We start from the raw sequence: 19,735 nt of genomic DNA, 5'->3' as shown, positions 1-19,735 counted from the left end.
CCATAGGCCTCGAAAGTGCTCACGAGCCGGAGGCACCTAGCGCAGGCGGCGGGGGCCGGCGTCACGGGGACCCGGCGGCGGGCCGAGGGTGACCGTCACCCCGGTGGGGTGGGCGCCCCGGTCCGCGGCGAGCACGGGGTCGAGCACCAGCGAGCGGATCTCCGGGACGGCGTCGGCCAGCACGCCGATGCGCAGGACGAGGTCCTCGAGCGCGGGCAGGTCGGCGCGTCGGGCACCGCGGTAGCCGTCCAGCAGCGGTGCCGCGCGCGGCGCCCGCACGAGCGTCGCGGCGTCCATCGTCGACAGCGGCGTGGCCCGGTAGGCCCGGTCGCCCAGCAGCTCCCCCACCACGCCGGCGAGCCCGAACGACACCAGCGAGCCGAACGACGGGTCGTCGCGGATCTCCACCACGCAGGGGATGCCCGGCGGGGCCTGGACCTGGACGTACACCTCGTCGGAGGCCGAGAGCTCGACGAGCTGCTCGTAGGCGCTGCTGATGGCGGTCGACTCGGTGAGCCCGACGTGCACCCCGCGCAGGTCGGAGCGGTGCCGCCAGCGCCGGTCGGCGGTCTTGAGCACCACCGCCCCGCCGAGCTCGCGGGCCGCCGCCACCGCCTCGTCCGCCGACCGCACCCGGCGGAACGGGGCGACGACGACGCCGACGCAGCGCAGCAGCGCGTCGGCCTGCTCGTCGGAGAGCAGGGTGTTCGGCCCCGGCGCGAGCCCGTCGACGAACGCCCGCGCGGCGTCGACGTCGACGCCCTCGGGCCGGACGAAGTCACCGACCGGCCGCGAGCGCCACTGCGTGTAGCGCACGGCCCGCGAGAGCGCGAGCACCGCCCGCTCCGGGCTCGGGTACGACGGGATGCTGCCCCGCTGGGGCCCCGCCCGGCGCACGGAGCCGTTGCCGCGGACGGCCTCCTCGTGGACGGCCAGGACCTCGGGCACGCCCTCCGAGGCCAGGAACGTCGAGACCACCGGCTTCTCGGCGCCCCGCACGGCGTCGGCGAGGGCGCGGGCGTGGTCGGTCGGGTCGGTGGTGATGGCCGGGACGAAGACGACCACGAGCGCGTCGCACTGGTCGTCGGCGAGCAGGTCCGCGACGGCGGCCCGCAGCTCCTCGGCGCCGCTCGACGTGCCCAGGTCCACCGGGTCGCGGGCGAGGAACAGGCCCTGGGCCAGCACCACGTCGGCGGCGAGCACCCCGAGCGCGGTCGAGTTGCCGACGATCCCGACGCGCGGCCCGGGCGGCAGCGGCTGGTGGGCCAGCAGCTGGGCGACGTCGAACAGCTCGTCGACCGAGTCGACGCGGATGACGCCCGACTGGTCGAACACCGCGGCGACGGCGGCCTCGTCGATGGGCTGCGCGCTCGCGGCGAGGCCCGGGCCGGGCGCGACGTGGCGCCCGCTCTTCACCGCGACCACGGGCTTCTGCCGCGCGAGCCGGCGGGCGACGCGGGCGAACTTGCGGGGGTTGCCGAACGACTCGAGGTAGAGCAGGACGACGTCGGTGTCGGGGTCGGTGTCCCAGTACTGCATGAGGTCGTTGCCCGAGAGGTCGGCGCGGTTGCCGGCCGAGACGAACGACGACAGCCCGAGGCGACGGTCCGCGGCCGCGGCGAGGATCTGGATGCCCAGCGCCCCGGACTGGCAGAAGAACCCGACCCGGCCCGGCGGCGGCAGGATCGGTGCCAGCGAGGCGTTGAGCGACACCGTCTCGGCGAGGTTGATGACGCCGAGCGCGCTCGGCCCGACCACGCGCATCCCGTTGGCGCGGGCGTCGGACACCAGCTCGCGCTGCGCGGCGAGGCCCAGGGACCCGGTCTCGCCGAAGCCCGAGGTGATGACCACCAGCCCCCGCACGCCCTTGGACAGGCAGGCGTCGAACACGCCGGGCACCTCGGCGGGCGGCACCGCGAGCACCGCCAGGTCGACGTCGTCGGGGATGTCGGTCACGGACGGGTAGGCGCGCACCCCGCGCACCGAGCGCGCCTCGGGGTGCACCGGGTAGACGGGGCCGGTGAACCCGCCGCGCAGCAGGTTCGCCAGCACCACGTGGCCGATCTTCGACTCGTCCGGCGAGGCGCCGACGACGGCGACCGAGCGGGGCGTCAGGACTCCGGCGACGCTGCGGGCGTCGGCGCGCTGCTCGCGGGCCTGCTGGACCTCCCGTGAGCGGCTGGTCGAGGCGATGTCGAACTCGAGGTGCAGCGTCGAGCCCTCCAGCGCCCGGCTGACCTCGAACCCGGCATCGCGGAACACCCGCACCATCTGGTGGTTCTCGGTGAGCACCTCGGCGACGAAGCGCGTCAGCCCGCACTCGTTCGCGGCCGCGGCGAGGTGCTCGAGCAGGATCGAGCCGAGCCCGCGGCCCTGGTGGTCGTCGCGGACGACGAACGCGACCTCGGCCGCCGTGGACTGCGCGAGCCGCACGTAGCGCCCGATCGCGATGATCTCCCGGCCCAGCCAGAGCACGAGCGCGACGCGGTCGTGGTGGTCGACCTCGACGAAGTTCTTGAGGTCGCGCTCGGGGATGTGCGGGTAGGGGCTGAAGTAGCGGAAGTAGCGCGTGCGGTCCGAGAGGCGACCGTGGAACGCCACGACGTCGTCGGCGTCGGCGGCCGAGATCGGCCGCAGGTGGGCCGTCGCGCCGTCGGAGGCGACGACGTCGGCCTCCCAGTGCGCCGGGTAGGGCGCGTCGGGCACTGCCCGGACCTCGGCGGTCACGGCGTCCGGATCGGCCGTCCCCGTCGTCGACTCGGTCATCGCACGTCCCGGGTGGGGTCAGTCACGGGTGTCCTGGGGGTCGAGACCGTGCAGCGGGAACACCGCGCGCCGCGTCTCGAGCAGGAAGGGGTCGACCTCGACCTCGGTGAACCCGCCCCAGCGCTCGAAGTCGGTGGGCGCGTCCTCGGTCATCGAGGTCGGCAGCGGCCGGCGCGTCTTCTCCGTCGCGTAGGAGATCCAGTCGGCCGGGATCGGCCGCGAGGGCTCGACGTCACGGTCGAGCACGGTGGCCAGCAGGTGCGTCCACGAGCGCGGCACCGCCCGGAACAGCCCGTAGCCCCCGCCGCCGAGGGCGAGCCACTTGCCGTCGGTGTACTGGCCCGCCAGCTCGCGCAGGCTGCGGTAGATCGCGCGGTGGCCGTCGACCGAGAGCGACAGCTCGGCCAGCGGGTCCTCGTGGTGGGTGTCCACACCGCACTGGGTGACCAGGATCTGCGGCTGGAACGCCCGCAACAGGCCGGGGACGACGGCGTGGAACGCCCGCAGCCACCCGGCGTCGCGGGTGCGGGGCGGGAGCGCCAGGTTGACCGCCGTGCCCGACGCCGCGCCGTTGCCCAGCTCGGAGGCGAACCCCGTGCCCGGCCACAGCGTGCGCGGGTGCTGGTGCATCGAGATCGTCAGCACCCGGTCGTCGTCGTAGAACGCGGCCTGCACGCCGTCGCCGTGGTGGACGTCGGTGTCGATGTAGCAGATGCGCTCGTAGCCGTGGTCGAGCAGCCAGGAGATCGCGATCGCGCAGTCGTTGTAGACGCAGAAGCCCCACGCGTGGTCGGCCATCGCGTGGTGCAGGCCGCCGGCGATGTTCACCGCGCGGTCCGCGCGGCCCTCGGCGATCTCCCGGGCCGCCGCGATCGAGCCGCCGCACACCAGCGCGCTGGCCTCGTGCATGCCCTCGAAGATCGGGTTGTCCGTGGTGCCCAGCTGGTGGACCGGGTCGTCACCCTCGCGGGGGGCCCGCCGCACCGCCTCGAGGTAGGACGCGACGTGGATGCGCTCGACCTCGGCGTCCGGCGCCGGCGTCGGCACCAGCGGCTCGACGCCCTCGAGCACCCCGAGCGAGCGCGCCAGCCGCATCGTGAGGTCGAGCCGCACCGGGTGCAGCGGGTGGTCCTCCGAGAGCTTGTAGCCCAGCAGGCCCTCGTCCCACACCACGGCCACGCGGGCCGGGTCCACCGTCGCGCCGGAGCTGGTCACGGCCCCGACCGTACCGGCGTCAGGCCCCGGGCCCCGTCTCGACCGGGCGACCCGTGCCACACCAGTGCGACCAGCTGCCGACGTACAGCCCGGCCGGGTCGTCGGGCGCGCGCAGGCCCGCGTGCTCGAGGCCGAGCACGAGCATCGCGGCGCTCACCCCGGACCCGCAGTAGGCGCCGACCACCCCGGTGCCGTCCACGAGCGGGCGCAGCACCGCGGCCGTGTCGTCGGGCGCGCGCCAGTGCCCGTCGTCGATCAGCGACGCGGCCGGCAGGTTGGCCGCTCCCGGCACGTGGCCCGCGACGGGGTCGATCGGCTCGGTCTCGCCGCGGAAGCGCTCGGCGGCGCGCCCGTCCAGCAGCACCCCCTGCCCGGCGACCGACGCCGCGTCGTCCGCGGTGAGCACGGGCATGGACCCGGTGGTGATCTGCAGACCACCGGGGCGGCGCACGCCCCCGCTCGCCGTCGACACCTCGCCCCCGGCCGCGACCCACGCCGGCCAGCCGCCGTCGAGCACCGCGACCCGGTCGGGCCGCAGACCGGCCCAGCGCAGCACCCACCAGGCGCGGGCCGCCGCCATCCCGTCGCCGCCGTCGTAGACGACGACCTCGCTGTCGCGATCGGCGCCGGCGCGCTGCAGCGTCTCCTCGAGGACGTCCGGGTCGGGCAGCGGGTGGCGCCCGGCCGGCCCGGGCGGGCCGGCGAGCTCGGTGTCGAGGTCGACGTACACCGCCCCCGGGATGTGCCCGGCCTCGTGCTCGACGAGGCCCGGCGGGTCCTCCCGCGCGGCCGCCTTCCGCTCCTTCGCGGTCTTCGGCGGCGGGCGCAACGTCCACCGCACGTCGAGCACCACCGGCCGCTCGTTCTCGCGCGCGAGGGCGTCCCCCAGCCACGCGACGGGCACGACGGGGGTGGGCAGGGGACCAGCGGGGGTGGCCATGCGTCGATCGTGCCCTGCCGCCGGGAGTTCCCGCCGTCCGGTGTCCGATCTCGTCGGTAGTATCGCGGAGCGGAAAGGGGTGTGCATGAACGACCTCATCGACACCACCGAGATGTACCTCCGGACGATCTACGAGCTCGAGGAGGAAGGGGTCGTCCCCCTGCGGGCCCGGATCGCCGAGCGTCTGGAGCAGAGCGGGCCGACCGTCAGCCAGACCGTCGCGCGCATGGAGCGCGACGGTCTCGTGCACGTCGCCGGCGACCGCCATCTCGAGCTCACCGCCGCCGGCCGCGCCAAGGCCGTCGCCGTCATGCGCAAGCACCGCCTCGCCGAGCTGCTGCTCGTCAACGTCATCGGGCTCGAGTGGGAGAACGTCCACGTCGAGGCGTGCCGCTGGGAGCACGTCATGAGCGACGCGGTGGAGCGCAAGCTGTTCAACCTGCTCGGTGAGCCCTCGGTGTCCCCGTACGGCAACCCCATCCCCGGCCTCGAGGCGCTCCGCAGCGGCACCGAGATCGACGGCGAGGTCACCGCGCCCCAGCGCACCCCCACCCCCGACGAGGCCGGGCTCGTGCGCCTCGACGAGTTCGCGCGCAGCGGCGGCGGCAAGGTCGAGGTGCGCCGCATCGCGGAGCACATCCAGATCGACGAGCGGCTGATGGCCGACCTCAAGAGCGCCGGCGTCCTGCCCGGCAGCGACGTCGACGTCCTCGCCATCCCCCGCTTCGGCGACGCGGTCGGCGTCGGGCACAAGGGCGCGAACGCGCAGGTCGACCCGCTGGTGGCGCACGCGGTGCTGGTCCGCGCCCAGTAGTCCCGTCCCCCGCGCCGGGGAGGGCCGGCACGGCCCGGCAGACTGGCGGCCATGACGCTGGTGGTCACGGGCGGGGCGGGGTACGTCGGCAGCGTGTGCGCCCGGCACCTGCTGGACGCGGGCAACGACGTGGTCGTCGTCGACGACCTGACCACGGGTCACCGCGACGCGGTGCCCGACGGCGCGCGCCTGGTCGTGGGCGACGTCGCCGACGTCGCCGACGAGGTGCTCGGCGCCGGCGACGTCGACGGGGTGGTGCACTGCGCCGCCCGCTCGCTGGTCGGCGAGTCCACCGAGCAGCCGGCGAAGTACTGGCACGGCAACGTGGTCACCACGATCGCGCTGCTCGACGCCCTGCGCCGCCACCACGTGCCGCGCCTGGTCTTCTCCTCGACGGCCGCCACCTACGGCGAGCCCGAGACCTCGCCGATCACCGAGGACGCGCCCACCCGGCCCACCAACACCTACGGCGCCACCAAGCTCGCCATCGACCACGCGATCGGCAACTACGCCGCGGCGTCGGCGGGCGGGCTCGGCGCGGTGAGCCTGCGGTACTTCAACGTGGCCGGTGCCCACACCGGCACCACCGGTGTCCCGGCCCTCGGAGAGCGCCACGCCGTCGAGACCCACCTCATCCCGCTGGTGCTGCAGGTCGCGCTCGGGCAGCGCGAGGAGATCGCGGTGTTCGGCGACGACTGGCCCACCCCCGACGGCACCTGCGTGCGCGACTACATCCACGTCGACGACCTCGCCGAGGCCCACCTGCTCGCCCTCGACCTGCTCGCCCGCGGCGAGGCACCCGACGGCGGGCACCTCGTGTGCAACCTCGGCAACGGCACCGGCTTCTCCGTGCTCGAGGTGATCGAGGCGTGCCGCCGCGTCACGGGGCACCCGATCCCCGCCCGGGTCGCGCCGCGGCGCGCCGGCGACCCCGGCGTCCTGGTCGCGTCGTCGGCCCGGGCTCGCGACCAGCTGGGCTGGAAGCCGAGCCACACCGACCTCGACGGCATCGTCGCCGACGCCTGGGCCTTCGCCCGCTCGCGGTAGCCCTCACGCCGCCCGGCCCCGCAGGCGTGCCGCGGCGTCGGCGCTCGACTCCGCCATCAGCCGGCGCAACGCCGTGGCGTCCGCGCCGGAGGACACCAGCGCCCCGACGAGCCGGGCCAGCCGGTGCCCGGGGTCGGCCCGCCGGGCGCGCTCGAGCGCCACGCCCACGAGCGCCGAGCCCCCGCCGGCGATCAGCGCGCACGCGAGCAGCACCGCCGGCTCGGCGACCGACGGCGCCGGCAGCGACCGCGCCAGCAGGGTCCACAGCTGCTCGGCGGCGGCCACGTCCGCCGGCTCGGGGTCGACCGCCCAGCCCATGACGAGGTCGCGCACCGCCGGGACGCCGAGCGCGACGGCCTGGCGCGCGAGCTCGGCGTCGCCCAGCACGCGCCGGTCCGCCACCTCCGCGCGGGCCCCGACGACGGCCGCGAGGTCGCGCCGCGCGGCCGACGGACCGCCCAGCTCGCGGTCGAGCACGGCCGCCTCCCGCTCGGCCGTGATCAGCCCCGCCAGGCGCGGGCTGGTCGGCAGCGGGTCGAGTGTGGCCTCCAGCTCGTTGCGCGAGCCGTAGGTGACCCGGCCCGACACGGCCGAGGCGGCGGCCACCGCCCCGTCGTCGACGCGCCCGACCCGCCCCCCGCAGTCGCACGGCGGGTAGCAGCGCCAGGGCGCGCCGGTCTCCAGCCGCGGCGCCCACAGCCGGGCGAGCGGCGGCACCCCGCGCGCCCGGAAGGCAACGCTCACCGCGTCGGCCACGTCGGCGCGCGGCGGCCCACCGTCGGGCCCGTCGTCGGTGACGACGACGGCGATGACCTCGCTCGGGCCACCGGGCACCATCCGCGCCGCGCAGCCCGCCACCAGCTCCTCGACGTCGTCGGGGGCGGGCAGGTCGGCCCGGGCGACCGTCCCGAGACGCCGGTGCGGGCCGCCGCTCCGGGTCGAGCTCCGCTGCGCTCCGTCTCCCGAGCCGTGGACGGCCACCAGGACGAGCGAGTCCTCCGGCCGGAACCCGAGGAGGTGGGGCACGGCGGCGAGGAGCTCGCCGGGGTCGCCGACGCTGAGCCGGAGCTCGTCGGCGGCGGGGTCGGGCGGATGGGGGCGCTGTTCGGTGGTCACACCGGCTTCGACGCAGCAGCCCGCCCGGCGGATCCCACCAGATCGCACCTGTGGACAACTCGGCCGGACACCGGCGACCGGCTTGCCCGGGCCCGCGCCGACGGCGAGGGTGTGATCGTGCACCCGGTGGATCCCGCGCCCGAGCCCGTCCCGCCGGTCGGGGACGCCCCGCGCCGGGACTACGACCTCGTCGTCATCGGCTCCGGCCCGGGCGGGCAGAAGGCGGCCATCGCCGCGGCCAAGCTGGGCCGGCGGGTCGCCGTCGTCGAGCGCCGCGGGATGATCGGCGGGGTCTGCACGCAGACCGGCACCATCCCGTCGAAGACGCTGCGCGAGGCCGTCCTCTACCTCACCGGCTACGCCATGCGCGGGCTCTACGGCGAGAGCTACCGCGTCAAGCAGGACATCACCGTGCAGGACCTCCTCGCGCGCACCCACTTCGTCATCGGGCGCGAGGAGGAGGTCATCCGCGCGCAGCTGCAGCGCAACCGCGTCGACCTGCTCGCGGGCGCGGCCCGTTTCGTCGACGAGCACGCCGTCGAGGTGCTCGGCGACCGCCGCGGGGAGCACCAGGTCGTCTCCGCCGACCGCATCGTCATCGCGACGGGCACCCGCCCGGCGCGCCCGCCGCAGGTCGAGTTCGACGACCGCCGCGTCCTGGACTCCGACGGCATCCTGACCATGGAGCACATCCCGTCGAGCATGGTCGTCGTCGGGGCCGGCGTGATCGGCATCGAGTACGCCTCGATGTTCGCCGCCCTGGGCACGCGCGTGACCGTCGTCGAGCGGCGGCCGCAGATGCTCGACTTCTGCGACGCCGAGGTCGTCGAGTCGCTGAAGTTCCACCTGCGCGACCTCGCGGTGACGTTCCGGTTCGGCGAGGAGGTGTCGGGGGTGTCGGTGTCCGAGCGCGGCACCGTCACGAGCCTCGCGTCGGGCAAGAAGATCCCGGCCGAGACGGTGATGTACTCCGCGGGCCGCCAGGGCGTCACCGACGAGCTGCAGGTGGAGCGCGCCGGGCTCGAGACCGACAGCCGGGGGCGCATCAAGGTCGACGACCACTTCCGCACCGCCGTGCCCCACATCTACGCCGTCGGCGACGTCATCGGCTTCCCGGCGCTCGCCGCGACGTCGATGGAGCAGGGCCGCCAGGCGGCGTACCACGCGTTCGACGAGCCGGCCCACTCCATGGCCGAGGTGTCGCCCTTCGGGATCTACACGATCCCCGAGGTCAGCTACTGCGGCGCGACCGAGGCCGAGCTCACCGAGAAGGCGGTCCCCTACGAGGTGGGCATCTCGCGCTACCGCGAGCTCGCCCGCGGCCAGATCGTCGGCGACGACTACGGGATGCTCAAGCTGCTGGTCTCGCCGGAGACCCACGCGCTGCTCGGGGTGCACGTCTTCGGGACGTCGGCCACCGAGCTGGTGCACATCGGCCAGGCGATCATGGGGTGCGGCGGGACCGTCGACTACCTGGTCGACGCCGTGCTGAACTACCCGACCCTGTCGGAGGCCTACAAGGTCGCCGCCCTCGACGCCACGAACAAGATCCGTGCCCTCGAACAGTTCACCTGAGCCCGGGTTCGCGCGCGACCGGTTCGTCCTGCCGCGCGCGCCCGACGGCGGCGACGCCGTCTACCTCGCCGGCAACTCCCTGGGCGCCCAGCCCCGCTCCGCGCGGGCGGCGCTGCTCTCCGCGGTGGACGACCAGTGGGCGCGCGTCGGCGTCGCGGGCTGGGAGGAGTGCGGCTGGTGGGCGACGCCCCAGCGGCTCGGCGACCGGGTGGGCGCGCTGGTCGGGGCCGCGCCGGGCCAGGTCGTGGTGGGCGACTCGACGTCGGTGCAGCTCTTCGGCGCGCTGATCGCCGCGGCGCGGCTGCGGCCCGACCGCGGCGTGCTGTTGTCGGACGCCGGCCACTTCCCCACCGACCGCTACCTCGCGACGTCGGTCGCCCGCCTGACAGGGCTCGAGCTCGTCACCGGGGCACCGCCGGCGATGGCCCCCGACGCCGGGACCGCCGTCGTCGCCGTCCCCGCGGTCGACTTCCGCACCGGCGAGCGCTGGGACCTGGGCGCGATCACGGCGCGCGCCCACGAGGCCGGCGCCGTCGTCGTCGCCGACCTGTCGCACGCGGCCGGGGTGCTGCCGGTGGAGCTCGACGCGCTGGGGGTCGACCTCGCCGTCGGCTGCACCTACAAGTACCTCAACGGCGGGCCGGGCGCCCCGGCGTTCGCGTACGTCGCCGCCCACCACCACGACGCCCTCGACCCGCCGCTGACCGGCTGGACCGGCCACGCCGACCCGTTCGGCATGACCGAGGCGTGGACGCCCGCACCGGGCGTCGGGCGGCTGCGGGTGGGGACGCCGCCGATGCTCTCGATGCTCGCCCTCGACGGCGCGCTGGAGGTGTTCGACGGTGTCCACCTCGCCGGAGTGCACGCCGCGTCGCTGGCGCTGGGCGACGCGTTCCTGGCGGCCCTGCCACCGGCGGTCGAGGTCGTCACCCCGCGCGAGCACGCGCGGCGCGGCGGGCACGTCGCCGTCCGCGTCCGGGACGCCGACGGGATGTGCGCCGCGCTGGCCCGCCGCGGCGTCGTCGTCGACGCGCGCCCGCCCGACCTGCTGCGCTTCGGCTTCGCGGCGCCGTACGTGACCCTCGACGACGCGCGTACCGCCGCCCGCGAGCTCGCGGCACTCCTCCCCTGAGCCCGCCCCGGAACGAGCGAACGCGCCGTTCGCTGCGCTGGAAGCAGCGAACGGCGCGATCGTTCCGCGAGAGACGGGGCGGCTCAGCTTCCCGTCGGGAAGCGCAGGTTGGCGCCGACGCCGTCCTGCAGCTCCGCGCCGCCGCCGAGGACCTGCAGGTCGCCGCCGAGGGCGCCGACCGCGTGCAGCAGCACCTGCTCGGCCGGGCGGGCCACCGGCTCGGTGTCCGACATCTGCTCGAGGTTCTTCGGGTCGGTGGAGATCTGCTCGGGCGAGGACCCGACGTAGAGCTCGCCGGGCACCTCCTGGCCGTCGACCAGCAGCAGCGTGTCGACCGCGCCCTGGCGGGCGGCCTCGAGGACCGGCTCGAGGCCCTCGACCGCGTTGGCGTGGCCCTTGCCCTCCTCGAAGCGCTCGCGCACGCGGGTCTCCCGCTCCGTGGCGACGACGCCGGCCGCGGTGAGCAGCTCGTCCTCGAGCGCGTCCTCCGACGCGCCGCGGTGACGGCTACCCGACTCGACCTCGCGGGTGATCTCGGCGAGGTCGTTCGGCAGCTCGTTGCGCACCGCCGAGCGGCCCTGGATCTCGCCGGCGAGCACGATCAGCTCGGGGCGGAACTGCTTGACCGCGCTGCGGATGCCCTTGACCACCTCGTCGGCGTTCTCGTACGAGGCCATCTCGTGGCGGTTCTGGCGGGTGCGGTTGCCGAGGCCCCCGCCGCGGGCCTTGTGCACGGTCTCGATGGCCTGGCCCTTGATCGTCTCCTCGGAGAGCTCGCGGGCGCCCTCGGCGTTGTCGGCGATCACCTGGTAGAGGTCGCCGCCGGTCTGGTCGACCACCGCGAGCAGCACGCGGACCGAGCCGGTCTGGCTGCGGTAGTAGCGGCCGAGCTCGGGCAGCGGTGACCACACCGCGACGTCACCGGCCGCGTCGACGGCCTCGACCTCGTCGTCGAAGAGCACGCCCTCGGCCGACGCCACGAGCACGCGCCCGACGCCGGTGACCGACCCGGGCCGCTCGCCGGCGAGCTCGTCGTCCAGCGCCGCGATCGTCTTGTCGTCCGCGCCGGCGTCCTTCAGCTGCTTCTGCAGGTCCTTCCAGCGCAGCTCGACCTGCTTCGCCGAGTTCTCCCCGGCCTGCACGGCCTCGAGGTAGACCGTCGCGAACGGGCCCGGCCGCTCGTAGATGTCACGGGTGCGCGACAGGTCCATCCGGTGTTCCTCCTGCTCCACCCCGCCCGGGGGTGGGCGGGGAACGTCGATGTCGTACCGGACGACCTACCCTGTCGCCCCCGTCGCCATGCGTCGTGCGCGGGGGTGCGGTAAGCCGTGCGACGTGCGGGAGATTCCGGTCGACGAGGTGGCCGACACCGTCCGGCGGTTGTGCGTCGAGACCAACCACGAGCTGCGCGGCGACCACGTCGCCGCCCTGCGGCGGGCGCGGGACGACGAGCAGTCCCCGATCGGGCAGGAGGTGCTCGACCGCCTGCTCGCCAACGCCGAGGTGTCCGCCCGCGAGCGGATCGCCTTCTGCCAGGACACCGGCTACGCGGTGTGCTTCCTCGAGATCGGTCAGGACGTCCACTTCACCGGCGGCTCGCTGGCCGCGGCCCTCGACCGCGGCGTCGCCGAGGGGTACCGCGAGGGCTACCTGCGGGCGTCGCTGGTCCGCTCCCCGGTCGACCGGGTCAACACCGGCGACAACACCCCGGCGATGGTCCACTACGACCTCGTCGAGGGCGACGGCGTGCGCCTGACGCTGCTGGTCAAGGGCGCGGGCTGCGACAACATGTCGGCGCTGCGCATGCTCACCCCGGCCGCGGGCGTCGAGGGCATGAAGAGGTTCGTGGTCGAGACGATCGAGTCCGCCGGCCCCAGCGCGTCGCCGCCGGTGACGGTCGGGATCGGCATGGGGGGCACGTTCGACCGCGCCGCGGTGCTGGCGAAGAAGGCGCTGACCCGCGAGCCCACCGGCTCCGCGTCGCCGGACCCGAAGCTCGCCGAGCTGGAGGCCGAGCTCGTCGACGCGATCAACGCCACGGGCATCGGGCCCGCCGGCTTCGGCGGGACGGTCACCACCGTCGCCGTCCACGTCGAGGCCTACCCGACGCACATCGCGGCCTTCCCCGTCGCGATCAACCTCGACTGCCACTCCCACCGCGTCCGGACGGTGACCCTGTGACACGCCCGGAGCCGACGTCACTCCAGCTGCCCCTCGACGCCGACGCCGTCCGCGAACTGCGCAGCGGCGACTCCGTGCTGCTGTCGGGCCCGCTCGTCACCGGCCGGGACGCCGCCCACGGACGGTTCGCCGAGGCCATCGCGCGCGGCGAGGACCTCCCGTTCGACCCGGCCGGCGAGACGCTCTACTTCGTCGGTCCCACCCCGGCCCGGCCCGGCCACCCGATCGGCGCAGCGGGGCCCACGACGGCGTCGCGGATGGACGCCTGGTCGCCGCTGCTCGTCGAGCGCGGGCTGCGGGGCATGATCGGCAAGGGCCGGCGCTCGGACACCGTCAAGGACGCCATGCGCGAGCACGGCTGCGTCTACTTCGGCGCGATCGAGGGCACGGCCGCCCTGCTCTCGCAGTGCGTGACGTCGGCGGAGGTCATCGCCTACTCCGACCTGGGGGCGGAGGCGGTGCACCGTCTCGAGGTGCGCGACTTCCCCGCCCTCGTCGTCAACGACCTGTACGGCGGCGACCTCTACCGCGACGGTCCCGCGCGCTGGCGACGCGCCTGACCGCTCCCCCCTCGCAAACCGGACGACCGTCGCCCCGGCCCTGCCCCGGCGCCGCCGTGGTGCTCTGATCGAGCCCTACGCGACGACACCCGGAGGGCGACATGCAGTACGACGCGGTCCTGGCCGAGACGATCGGGATCAGGGGGCACGGCGACGACGAGATCGAGGCCTACACCGCGCGGCCGATGGACGGCGCGTCCCGCGGCGGGATGATCGTCATCCACCACATGCCGGGCTACGACGCCGCCACCAAGGAGATCACCCGGCGGTTCGCGACGATGGGCTACCACGCCGTCTGCCCGAACCTCTACACCCGCGAGGCACCCGGCGCCGACCCCGACGACGCCGCGGCGACCGCGCGGGCGCAGGGCGGGGTGCCCGACGAGCGCTTCGTCGGCGACGCGGCGGGCGCCGCGCGCTGGCTGCGCTCGCTGCCGACGTCCAACGGGAAGGTCGGCGCCATCGGCTTCTGCTCGGGCGGGCGCCAGGCGGTGCTCACCGGCATCGCCGTCGACGTCCAGGCGGCGATCGACTGCTACGGCGCGTTCGTCGTCGGCACCCCGCCCGAGGGCTTCCCGCTGCAGGTCCAGCCCCTGGCCGACCGCATCGGAGAGCTCGACGCACCCCTGCTCGGCCTGTTCGGCAACGAGGACTCCTACCCCTCCCCCGACCAGGTCGACGAGCTGGAGAAGCTCCTGCAGGAGAACGGCAAGCCCTACGAGTTCCACCGCTACGACGACGCGGGGCACGCGTTCTTCTCCGTCGACCGCCCGGCCTACCGCGTGGCCGCCGCCGTCGACGGCTGGGAGCGCATCCGGGAGTTCCTCGCGCGGCACCTGGCGGGCTGAGCCGTGTGCACCTACAGCACCGAGAAGCTGGCGCTGGAGAAGTCCAGCGGCAAGGGCCCCGACGGCTGGTTCCCGCTCGAGACGGCGACGGTCTACTACGACCACCCCGTCCATGCGCCCGACGAGCACACCGTCAACATCGACTTCCTGAACCCCGGCCGCGGGCCCGGCGCCCGGGTCGCCGTCGAGCTGAGCCTCGACTCGGCGCGTGAGCTGCTCGCGGCCCTCCAGACCACCGTGGACCGCGCGGCCCACCACTAGCCCGCACGCTCGGCGCCGTCCCGCTCGGGGACGGCGCCTTGCACTACCGACTATCACGATATATCGTTGACGTGTCGCGAACGAACGTAGAAGGAGGAGCGACATGAACAACGAGTTCCCCGGCGGACGCCGGGACTTCGGAGAACACCCCCACCACGAGGGACGCGGGCACGGCCCGCACCGTCACGGTGGGTTCGCCCGCGAGGCGATGTTCGGCGAGTTCGCCGGCGGTCCGCGCGGAAAGTTCCGCCGCGGGCGCCGCGGCGGGCCCTTCGGCCGGCCGGGTGGCCCCGGCTTCGGCCCGGGTGGCGGCCCCGGCTTCGGTGGCCCCGGCTTCGGCGGCTTCGGCCCCGGCGGCGGCGGCCCCCGCGGTGGACACCGCGGACGTCGCGCGCGCGGTGACGTGCGCACGGCGGTGCTGGCCCTCCTCGCGGAGGAGCCGATGCACGGCTACCAGATCATCCAGGAGATCGGCGAGCGCTCCGGCGGCTCGTGGCGCCCCAGCCCGGGGTCGGTCTACCCGACGGTGTCGCAGCTGGCCGACGAGGGCCTGGTGCGCACCGAGAAGGCCGAGGGCCGGTCGGTGATCCACCTGACCGACGCCGGCCGCACCTACGTCGACGAGCACCGCGAGGAGCTCGACGCCGTGTGGAACACCGCGGCGGCCGAGGACGGCTTCACCTCGCTGCGCGAGGCGGGCCGAGGGCTCGCCGGCGCCGTGGCGCAGGTCGCCCAGGTCGGGCGCGACGAGCAGGTCGCCGAGGCGGTGCGCCTGCTCGACGAGACCCGCCGGAAGCTCTACCTGCTGCTCGCGGGCGAGGAGACCGGCACGACCCCGGAGAGCACTCCCGACTCCGGGGACGAGCCGGGCACGGCCGGGTGAGCGTCACCCGCCGGCAACACGGAGGTGACGTGGCGTCACACGTCCGGCCTAGGCTCCCGGATTCGCTGATCTCCGCGAGACCGAGGAGGCGTGGCACCGGCCGTGCTCCTGCGCCGACCCCCGTCCGGACCACCCTCGCCCGGCCCCGTCCTGCGGGACGTGCCGGGCGAGGAGTGGGTCCTGCAGTACCGCACCGTCCACGGCTACCGCCGTGCCTTCCGCATGGCGGGCTCGGGGCCGGTGCTCCTGCTGATCCACGGCATCGGTGACGACTCGTCGACGTGGCGCCCGCTGCTCGACGACCTCGCCCGGGACCACACCGTCCTCGCCCCGGACCTGCTCGGTCACGGCGGCTCGGACAAGCCGCGCGGCGACTACTCCGTCGCCGCGTACGCCAACGGCATGCGCGACCTGCTCGGCGTCCTCGACATCGACCGGGCCACGCTCGTCGGGCACTCGCTCGGCGGCGGCGTCGCCATGCAGTTCGCCTACCAGTACCCCGAGCGCACCGAGCGGATCGTGCTCATCGGCGCCGGCGGCGTCTCCCAGTCGGTGAGCCCCGCGCTGCGCGCGGCTTCGCTGCCCGGCGCGCAGCTGCTGCTCGGGCTGCTCGGGCTGCCCGGCATGCGCAGCCAGACCGAGGCCGTGATGTGGGCCCTGACCCGCCTGGACCACCCGCTGGGCCGCGACGCCGAGGACCTCGTGCGCATCGTCGACGCCCTGCCCGACGCCACCAGCCGCAGCGCCTTCCTGCGCACGCTGCGCGCGGTGGTCGACTGGCGCGGCCAGGTCGTCACGATGCTCGACCGCTGCTACCTCACCGCGGGCATGCCGACGCTGCTGCTCTGGGGCTCCGACGACATGATCGTGCCCGTCGAGCACGCGCAGCTCGCGCACGACGCCATGCCCGGCAGCCGCCTCGAGGTGTTCGACGGGGCCGGGCACTTCCCGTTCCACACCCACCCCGACGAGGTCCTGGCCGCGATGCGGACGTTCCTCGGCGAGAGCCAGCCGGCGCACTGGAGCGCCGCCGAGTGGCGCGAGCTGCTGCGCCGCGGGCGCGAGGGTTAGGCGTCGGCATCACCGCGGCGACGGGGTCGCGCGATGGGTGAGGATGGGCGGGTGAGCTCCCCCGCTGCGACCACCCCCGACGACCCCTACCTCTGGCTCGAGGACGTCACCGGCGACGAAGCGCTGTCCTGGGTGAAGGAGCGCAACGCGGAGTCGCTCGACGTCCTGACGGGCTCCGAGCGGTTCGCCGAGCTGCGCGACGGGCTGCGCGCCGTCCTCGACGCCGACGACCGGATTCCCTACGTCCGCCGACGCGGGGAGCTGCTCTACAACTTCTGGCAGGACGCCGAGCACCCCCGTGGCCTGTGGCGGCGCACCACCCTGGAGAGCTACCGCGGCGGCGACCCCGACTGGGAGCTGCTGCTCGACGTCGACGCGCTGGCGAGCGCCGAGGACGAGAACTGGGTCTGGGCGGGCGCCGGCGTGCGCTACCCGGACTACTCGCGCGCGCTCGTCCAGCTCTCCCGCGGCGGCGCGGACGCGACCGTCGTGCGGGAGTTCGACCTGGACGCCAAGGAGTGGATCACCGACGGCTTCACCCTGCCCGAGGCGAAGAGCCGCATCGGGTGGATCGACGAGGACACGGTGTTCGTCGGCACCGACCTCGGCCCGGGCTCGCAGACGACGTCGGGCTACCCGCGGGTGATGCGGCGCTGGCGGCGCGGCCAGGACGTGGCCGACGCCGAGGTGGTGTTCACCGCCGACGAGACCGACGTGTCGGCCTTCGCCGCGCACGACCACACCCCGGGCTACGAGCGCGACTTCGTGGGCCGCAGCCCCGACTTCCACACCACCGAGGAGTTCCTGCTCCGCGGGGACGGCACCCAGGTCCGCATCGACGTCCCCCCGGACGCGGACACCGACGTCGAGCGGGAGTGGCTGCTGGTCCGCACGCGCTCGCCGTGGTCGGTGGACGGCGTCGAGCACCCGGCGGGCGCGCTGCTGTGCTTCGACTTCGAGGCGTTCCTCGCCGGCGACCGCACCGCCCGCGTGCTGTTCGAGCCCACCCCGAGCCGCTCGCTGAGCTACCACGCGTGGACGAAGAACCACCTGGTCCTGGCCGTGCTCACCGACGTCGTCACCCGGCTCGAGGTGCTGACGCCGGCGCAGGACTGGGCGCGCCGCGAGCTGCCGGCCGGGCCGGACCTCGGCTCGGTGGACCTCATGGGCGTCGACCCCGACAACGGCGACGAGTACTTCCTCGACACCGACGGCTACACCCGGCCGTCGACGTTCCTGCGCGGGGAGCTGGGCGAGTCGTCCGACCCGGAGCCGGAGGTGCTGCGCACCGCCCCGGCGCGCTTCGACGCGACCGGGCTGGAGGTGCGGCAGTTCTTCGCGACCTCCGACGACGGCACCACGATCCCCTACTTCGTCGTCGGACGGGTCGCAGACGTGCCGGGCCCGACGCTGATGACCGGCTACGGCGGCTTCGAGATCGCCCTGACGCCGGGGTACAGCGGCGTCATCGGGCGGGGGTGGCTGGCCCGTGGCGGGACGTACGTCGTCGCCAACATCCGCGGCGGCGGCGAGTACGGGCCGACGTGGCACACGTCGGCGCTCGGCGAGCACCGGCACCGCGCGTACGAGGACTTCGCGGCCGTGGCCCGCGACCTCGTCGCCCGCGGCATCACCACCGCGTCGCAGCTCGCGATCCACGGCGGCAGCAACGGCGGGCTGCTCATGGGCGTGATGCTGACGCGCTACCCGCAGCTCTTCGGGGCGATCGTGGTGATGGTGCCGCTGTTCGACATGCGGCGCTTCCACCTGCTGCTCGCGGGGGCGTCGTGGATGGCGGAGTACGGGGACCCGGACGACCCCACCGCGTGGGGCTGGATCTCGCAGTACTCGCCGTACCAGAACCTCTCCGCCGACGCGTCCTACCCACCGGTCCTCGTGACGACCTCGACCCGCGACGACCGCGTCCACCCGGGCCACGCGCGCAAGGCCGTCGCGCGGCTGCGGGAGCAGGGCCACGCCGTCGAGTACTACGAGAACACCGAGGGCGGCCACGGCGGCGCCGCCGACAACGCCCAGCGCGCGTTCCAGTGGGCACTGGTGTTCGAGTTCTGCTGGCGACAGGTGGGCTGAGGGGCCTCACGCGGCGCCGACGTCTCGGAGTGGGCCGTGAGGGTTCGGATTCCGGGAGATCCGGAGCCCTCCCGGCCCACTCGGCGCGACGTTCAGGGCAGGTCGTGCCGACCGGCCTTGATCTCGTCGACGAAGGAGGCCCAGGACTCGCGCGAGTGGAGCTGATGACCGCGCTCCGGGCGCTTCGAGTCCCGGAGCAGGACGCGGTCGCCGTCGAAGGCGACCTCGACGCAGTTGCCCGGTCCGCAGAAGGACGAACGGTGGAACTGGGGAGCTGGCTCGGACACGCGACGCCTTTCACCTCTGCCGTCAGGTCTCGAGGAGTCGCCACACCAACGCCTGGCTCTCTTCGGGGGAGAGCGATGTGCCCTGGAGGTCGTCGAACGACGACAGGAACGGCTCCACGTCGGCTGGATCGTAGAAGTACGCGTCATGGAATGCGGACTCGAGGTTGACCACGGTCGGGTCGATGTCGCTCTCCCGAGGGACGAACACCGTGAACGGGCTGAGGAGTGCCGCGTGCGGGGGCGCATCGAGAGAACGGATACGGATGTCGAACCGGCCCGTCAGCTGCGCGAGGTACTCGTACTGCTCGCGCATGACCTCCGGGCTCCCGACCGACCGTCGCAGGACGGACTCGTCGACCACGATGCGCAGTGCCGGCGGGTTGGTGGTCTCGAGGATGCCCTGCCTCCCGATCCGTACGGTGATCAGGCCATCGATCGCGGCCCGGTCGAGATGCCCCATCATCGAGCGGATCAGGGCCTCCGCGTAGCCACGGGTCTGCAGGAGCCCGTGCAGGTAGGGAGCACAGTAGGAGCGGATCTCGGCGGCCTCCGCCTCGAGTGACACGTAGTGGTCGAGATCGGCGGGGCTGGCGTCGGAGTAGGGGTGCCACCATCCCTGCGACTTGCCCTCGCTCACCCACCGCTCCGCGCGCCGGCGGTAGTCCTCGTCCTCGACGCCGTAGAGCGTCAGGAGGTTGCGGACGTCCCACACCTTGGCCGGCGACAGACCGTTCTCCAGCCGGCTGATCTTGCTCGGGGAGACCTCGAGCTCCCGAGCCGCCTGCTCGAGACTCAGGCCGGCGCGGTCACGGAGACGGCGCAGCTCGGCACCCAGGCGCCGACGGACGACGACCGGCCCGAACGAGCGCTCGGTCACCTACTTCCTCCTCGGTCGGCGGCTGTCGCGACTGACCTGCTGAACCGTGCAACTTGCACCGTAAGCCCTTG

18 protein-coding genes are annotated in these 19,735 nt (G+C 74.5%); 11 read left to right on the top strand and 7 right to left on the bottom strand.

Annotated elements, in window-relative coordinates:
- Positions 1–36 precede the first annotated feature (36 nt).
- Genes ABD994_RS19375 through ABD994_RS19365 form a run of 3 tightly spaced genes read right to left on the bottom strand, consistent with a single transcriptional unit; the run spans position 37 to position 4,921 of the window.
- On the bottom strand, positions 37–2,766 hold the full coding sequence (locus ABD994_RS19375; RefSeq protein ID WP_345418673.1) for a bifunctional acetate--CoA ligase family protein/GNAT family N-acetyltransferase: 2,730 nt from the start codon (positions 2,764–2,766) through the stop codon (positions 37–39).
- An 18-nt stretch (positions 2,767–2,784) separates the two neighbouring features.
- Positions 2,785–3,981: an acetoin utilization protein AcuC gene (locus ABD994_RS19370; RefSeq protein ID WP_345418670.1), complete on the bottom strand. Its 1,197-nt coding sequence runs from the start codon at positions 3,979–3,981 to the stop codon at positions 2,785–2,787.
- 19 nt (positions 3,982–4,000) lie between these two features.
- Positions 4,001–4,921: a sulfurtransferase gene (locus tag ABD994_RS19365; protein ID WP_345418668.1), complete on the bottom strand. Its 921-nt coding sequence runs from the start codon at positions 4,919–4,921 to the stop codon at positions 4,001–4,003.
- Positions 4,922–5,006: 85 nt separating this feature from the next.
- Between ABD994_RS19365 and ABD994_RS19360 the strand changes: the two genes are divergently transcribed.
- Both ABD994_RS19360 and galE read left to right on the top strand, forming a co-directional pair.
- A complete protein-coding gene (locus ABD994_RS19360) occupies positions 5,007–5,735 on the top strand; it encodes an iron-dependent transcriptional repressor DtxR (RefSeq protein ID WP_345418665.1) in 729 nt (242 codons plus the stop codon).
- 51 nt (positions 5,736–5,786) lie between these two features.
- Positions 5,787–6,782, top strand: coding sequence for a UDP-glucose 4-epimerase GalE (gene galE / locus ABD994_RS19355; protein ID WP_345418662.1), 996 nt, complete (start codon positions 5,787–5,789; stop codon positions 6,780–6,782).
- A 3-nt stretch (positions 6,783–6,785) separates the two neighbouring features.
- Here the strand turns inward: galE and ABD994_RS19350 are convergent, their stop codons facing one another.
- Positions 6,786–7,898, bottom strand: coding sequence for a DUF4192 domain-containing protein (locus tag ABD994_RS19350; RefSeq protein ID WP_345418659.1), 1,113 nt, complete (start codon positions 7,896–7,898; stop codon positions 6,786–6,788).
- Between the two features lie 126 nt (positions 7,899–8,024).
- Here ABD994_RS19350 and sthA point away from each other — a divergent pair, with 126 nt between their 5' ends.
- Positions 8,025–9,473: a Si-specific NAD(P)(+) transhydrogenase gene (sthA, locus tag ABD994_RS19345; protein ID WP_345418656.1), complete on the top strand. Its 1,449-nt coding sequence runs from the start codon at positions 8,025–8,027 to the stop codon at positions 9,471–9,473.
- Positions 9,451–10,605, top strand: a complete 1,155-nt coding sequence (locus ABD994_RS19340; protein WP_345418653.1) for an aminotransferase class V-fold PLP-dependent enzyme — start codon at positions 9,451–9,453, stop codon at positions 10,603–10,605. The genes sthA and ABD994_RS19340 overlap by 23 nt, the downstream gene beginning before the upstream one ends.
- Before the next feature lie 83 nt (positions 10,606–10,688).
- Here ABD994_RS19340 and ABD994_RS19335 read toward each other — a convergent pair whose 3' ends face one another.
- On the bottom strand, positions 10,689–11,816 hold the full coding sequence (locus tag ABD994_RS19335) for a baeRF2 domain-containing protein (protein WP_345418650.1): 1,128 nt from the start codon (positions 11,814–11,816) through the stop codon (positions 10,689–10,691).
- Between the two features lie 124 nt (positions 11,817–11,940).
- Between ABD994_RS19335 and ABD994_RS19330 the strand changes: the two genes are divergently transcribed.
- The 7 genes from ABD994_RS19330 to ABD994_RS19300 all read left to right on the top strand — a co-directional run bounded on the left by ABD994_RS19330 (position 11,941) and on the right by ABD994_RS19300 (position 18,500).
- Positions 11,941–12,786: a fumarate hydratase gene (locus tag ABD994_RS19330; RefSeq protein ID WP_345418647.1), complete on the top strand. Its 846-nt coding sequence runs from the start codon at positions 11,941–11,943 to the stop codon at positions 12,784–12,786.
- A complete protein-coding gene (locus ABD994_RS19325) occupies positions 12,783–13,346 on the top strand; it encodes a FumA C-terminus/TtdB family hydratase beta subunit (RefSeq protein WP_345418645.1) in 564 nt (187 codons plus the stop codon). The genes ABD994_RS19330 and ABD994_RS19325 overlap by 4 nt, the downstream gene beginning before the upstream one ends.
- 101 nt (positions 13,347–13,447) lie before the next feature.
- Positions 13,448–14,194 (top strand): dienelactone hydrolase family protein, encoded by a 747-nt coding sequence (locus ABD994_RS19320; RefSeq protein WP_345418642.1) that lies wholly within the window; start codon positions 13,448–13,450, stop codon positions 14,192–14,194.
- Between the two features lie 3 nt (positions 14,195–14,197).
- On the top strand, positions 14,198–14,455 hold the full coding sequence (locus ABD994_RS19315; RefSeq protein ID WP_345418639.1) for a DUF6295 family protein: 258 nt from the start codon (positions 14,198–14,200) through the stop codon (positions 14,453–14,455).
- 103 nt (positions 14,456–14,558) lie between these two features.
- The gene (locus ABD994_RS19310) at positions 14,559–15,338 is read left to right on the top strand and encodes a PadR family transcriptional regulator (protein ID WP_345418636.1); all 780 of its coding nucleotides are present in this window, start codon (positions 14,559–14,561) and stop codon (positions 15,336–15,338) included.
- A 90-nt stretch (positions 15,339–15,428) separates the two neighbouring features.
- Complete coding sequence (locus ABD994_RS19305; RefSeq protein WP_425550084.1) at positions 15,429–16,409, top strand: alpha/beta fold hydrolase; 981 nt, start codon at positions 15,429–15,431, stop codon at positions 16,407–16,409.
- A 33-nt stretch (positions 16,410–16,442) separates the two neighbouring features.
- Positions 16,443–18,500, top strand: a complete 2,058-nt coding sequence (locus ABD994_RS19300; protein ID WP_425550083.1) for a prolyl oligopeptidase family serine peptidase — start codon at positions 16,443–16,445, stop codon at positions 18,498–18,500.
- Between the two features lie 92 nt (positions 18,501–18,592).
- Here the strand turns inward: ABD994_RS19300 and ABD994_RS19295 are convergent, their stop codons facing one another.
- Positions 18,593–18,787, bottom strand: coding sequence for a DUF397 domain-containing protein (locus tag ABD994_RS19295; RefSeq protein ID WP_345418630.1), 195 nt, complete (start codon positions 18,785–18,787; stop codon positions 18,593–18,595).
- Between the two features lie 22 nt (positions 18,788–18,809).
- Positions 18,810–19,664, bottom strand: a complete 855-nt coding sequence (locus tag ABD994_RS19290; protein ID WP_345418627.1) for a helix-turn-helix domain-containing protein — start codon at positions 19,662–19,664, stop codon at positions 18,810–18,812.
- Between the last annotated feature and the right edge of the window lie 71 nt (positions 19,665–19,735).

The sequence above is a fragment of the Actinomycetospora chlora genome (genome assembly GCF_039542135.1).
Classification (GTDB): Bacteria; Actinomycetota; Actinomycetes; order Mycobacteriales; family Pseudonocardiaceae; genus Actinomycetospora; species Actinomycetospora chlora.
The sequence above is the reverse complement of the archived record's forward strand: the minus strand, read 5'-3'. Positions and strand labels throughout refer to the sequence as shown.

Bases quoted from the DNA above. Each gene is read 5' to 3' on its own strand.
- ABD994_RS19335 (WP_345418650.1), bottom strand. From the start codon at position 11,816: ATGGACCTGTCGCGCACCCGTGACATCTACGAGCGGCCGGGCCCGTTC.
- galE (WP_345418662.1), top strand. From the start codon at position 5,787: ATGACGCTGGTGGTCACGGGCGGGGCGGGGTACGTCGGCAGCGTGTGC.
- ABD994_RS19365 (WP_345418668.1), bottom strand. From the start codon at position 4,921: ATGGCCACCCCCGCTGGTCCCCTGCCCACCCCCGTCGTGCCCGTCGCG.
- ABD994_RS19300 (WP_425550083.1), top strand. From the start codon at position 16,443: ATGGGTGAGGATGGGCGGGTGAGCTCCCCCGCTGCGACCACCCCCGAC.
- ABD994_RS19320 (WP_345418642.1), top strand. From the start codon at position 13,448: ATGCAGTACGACGCGGTCCTGGCCGAGACGATCGGGATCAGGGGGCAC.
- ABD994_RS19310 (WP_345418636.1), top strand. From the start codon at position 14,559: ATGAACAACGAGTTCCCCGGCGGACGCCGGGACTTCGGAGAACACCCC.
- ABD994_RS19375 (WP_345418673.1), bottom strand. From the start codon at position 2,766: ATGACCGAGTCGACGACGGGGACGGCCGATCCGGACGCCGTGACCGCC.
- ABD994_RS19360 (WP_345418665.1), top strand. From the start codon at position 5,007: ATGAACGACCTCATCGACACCACCGAGATGTACCTCCGGACGATCTAC.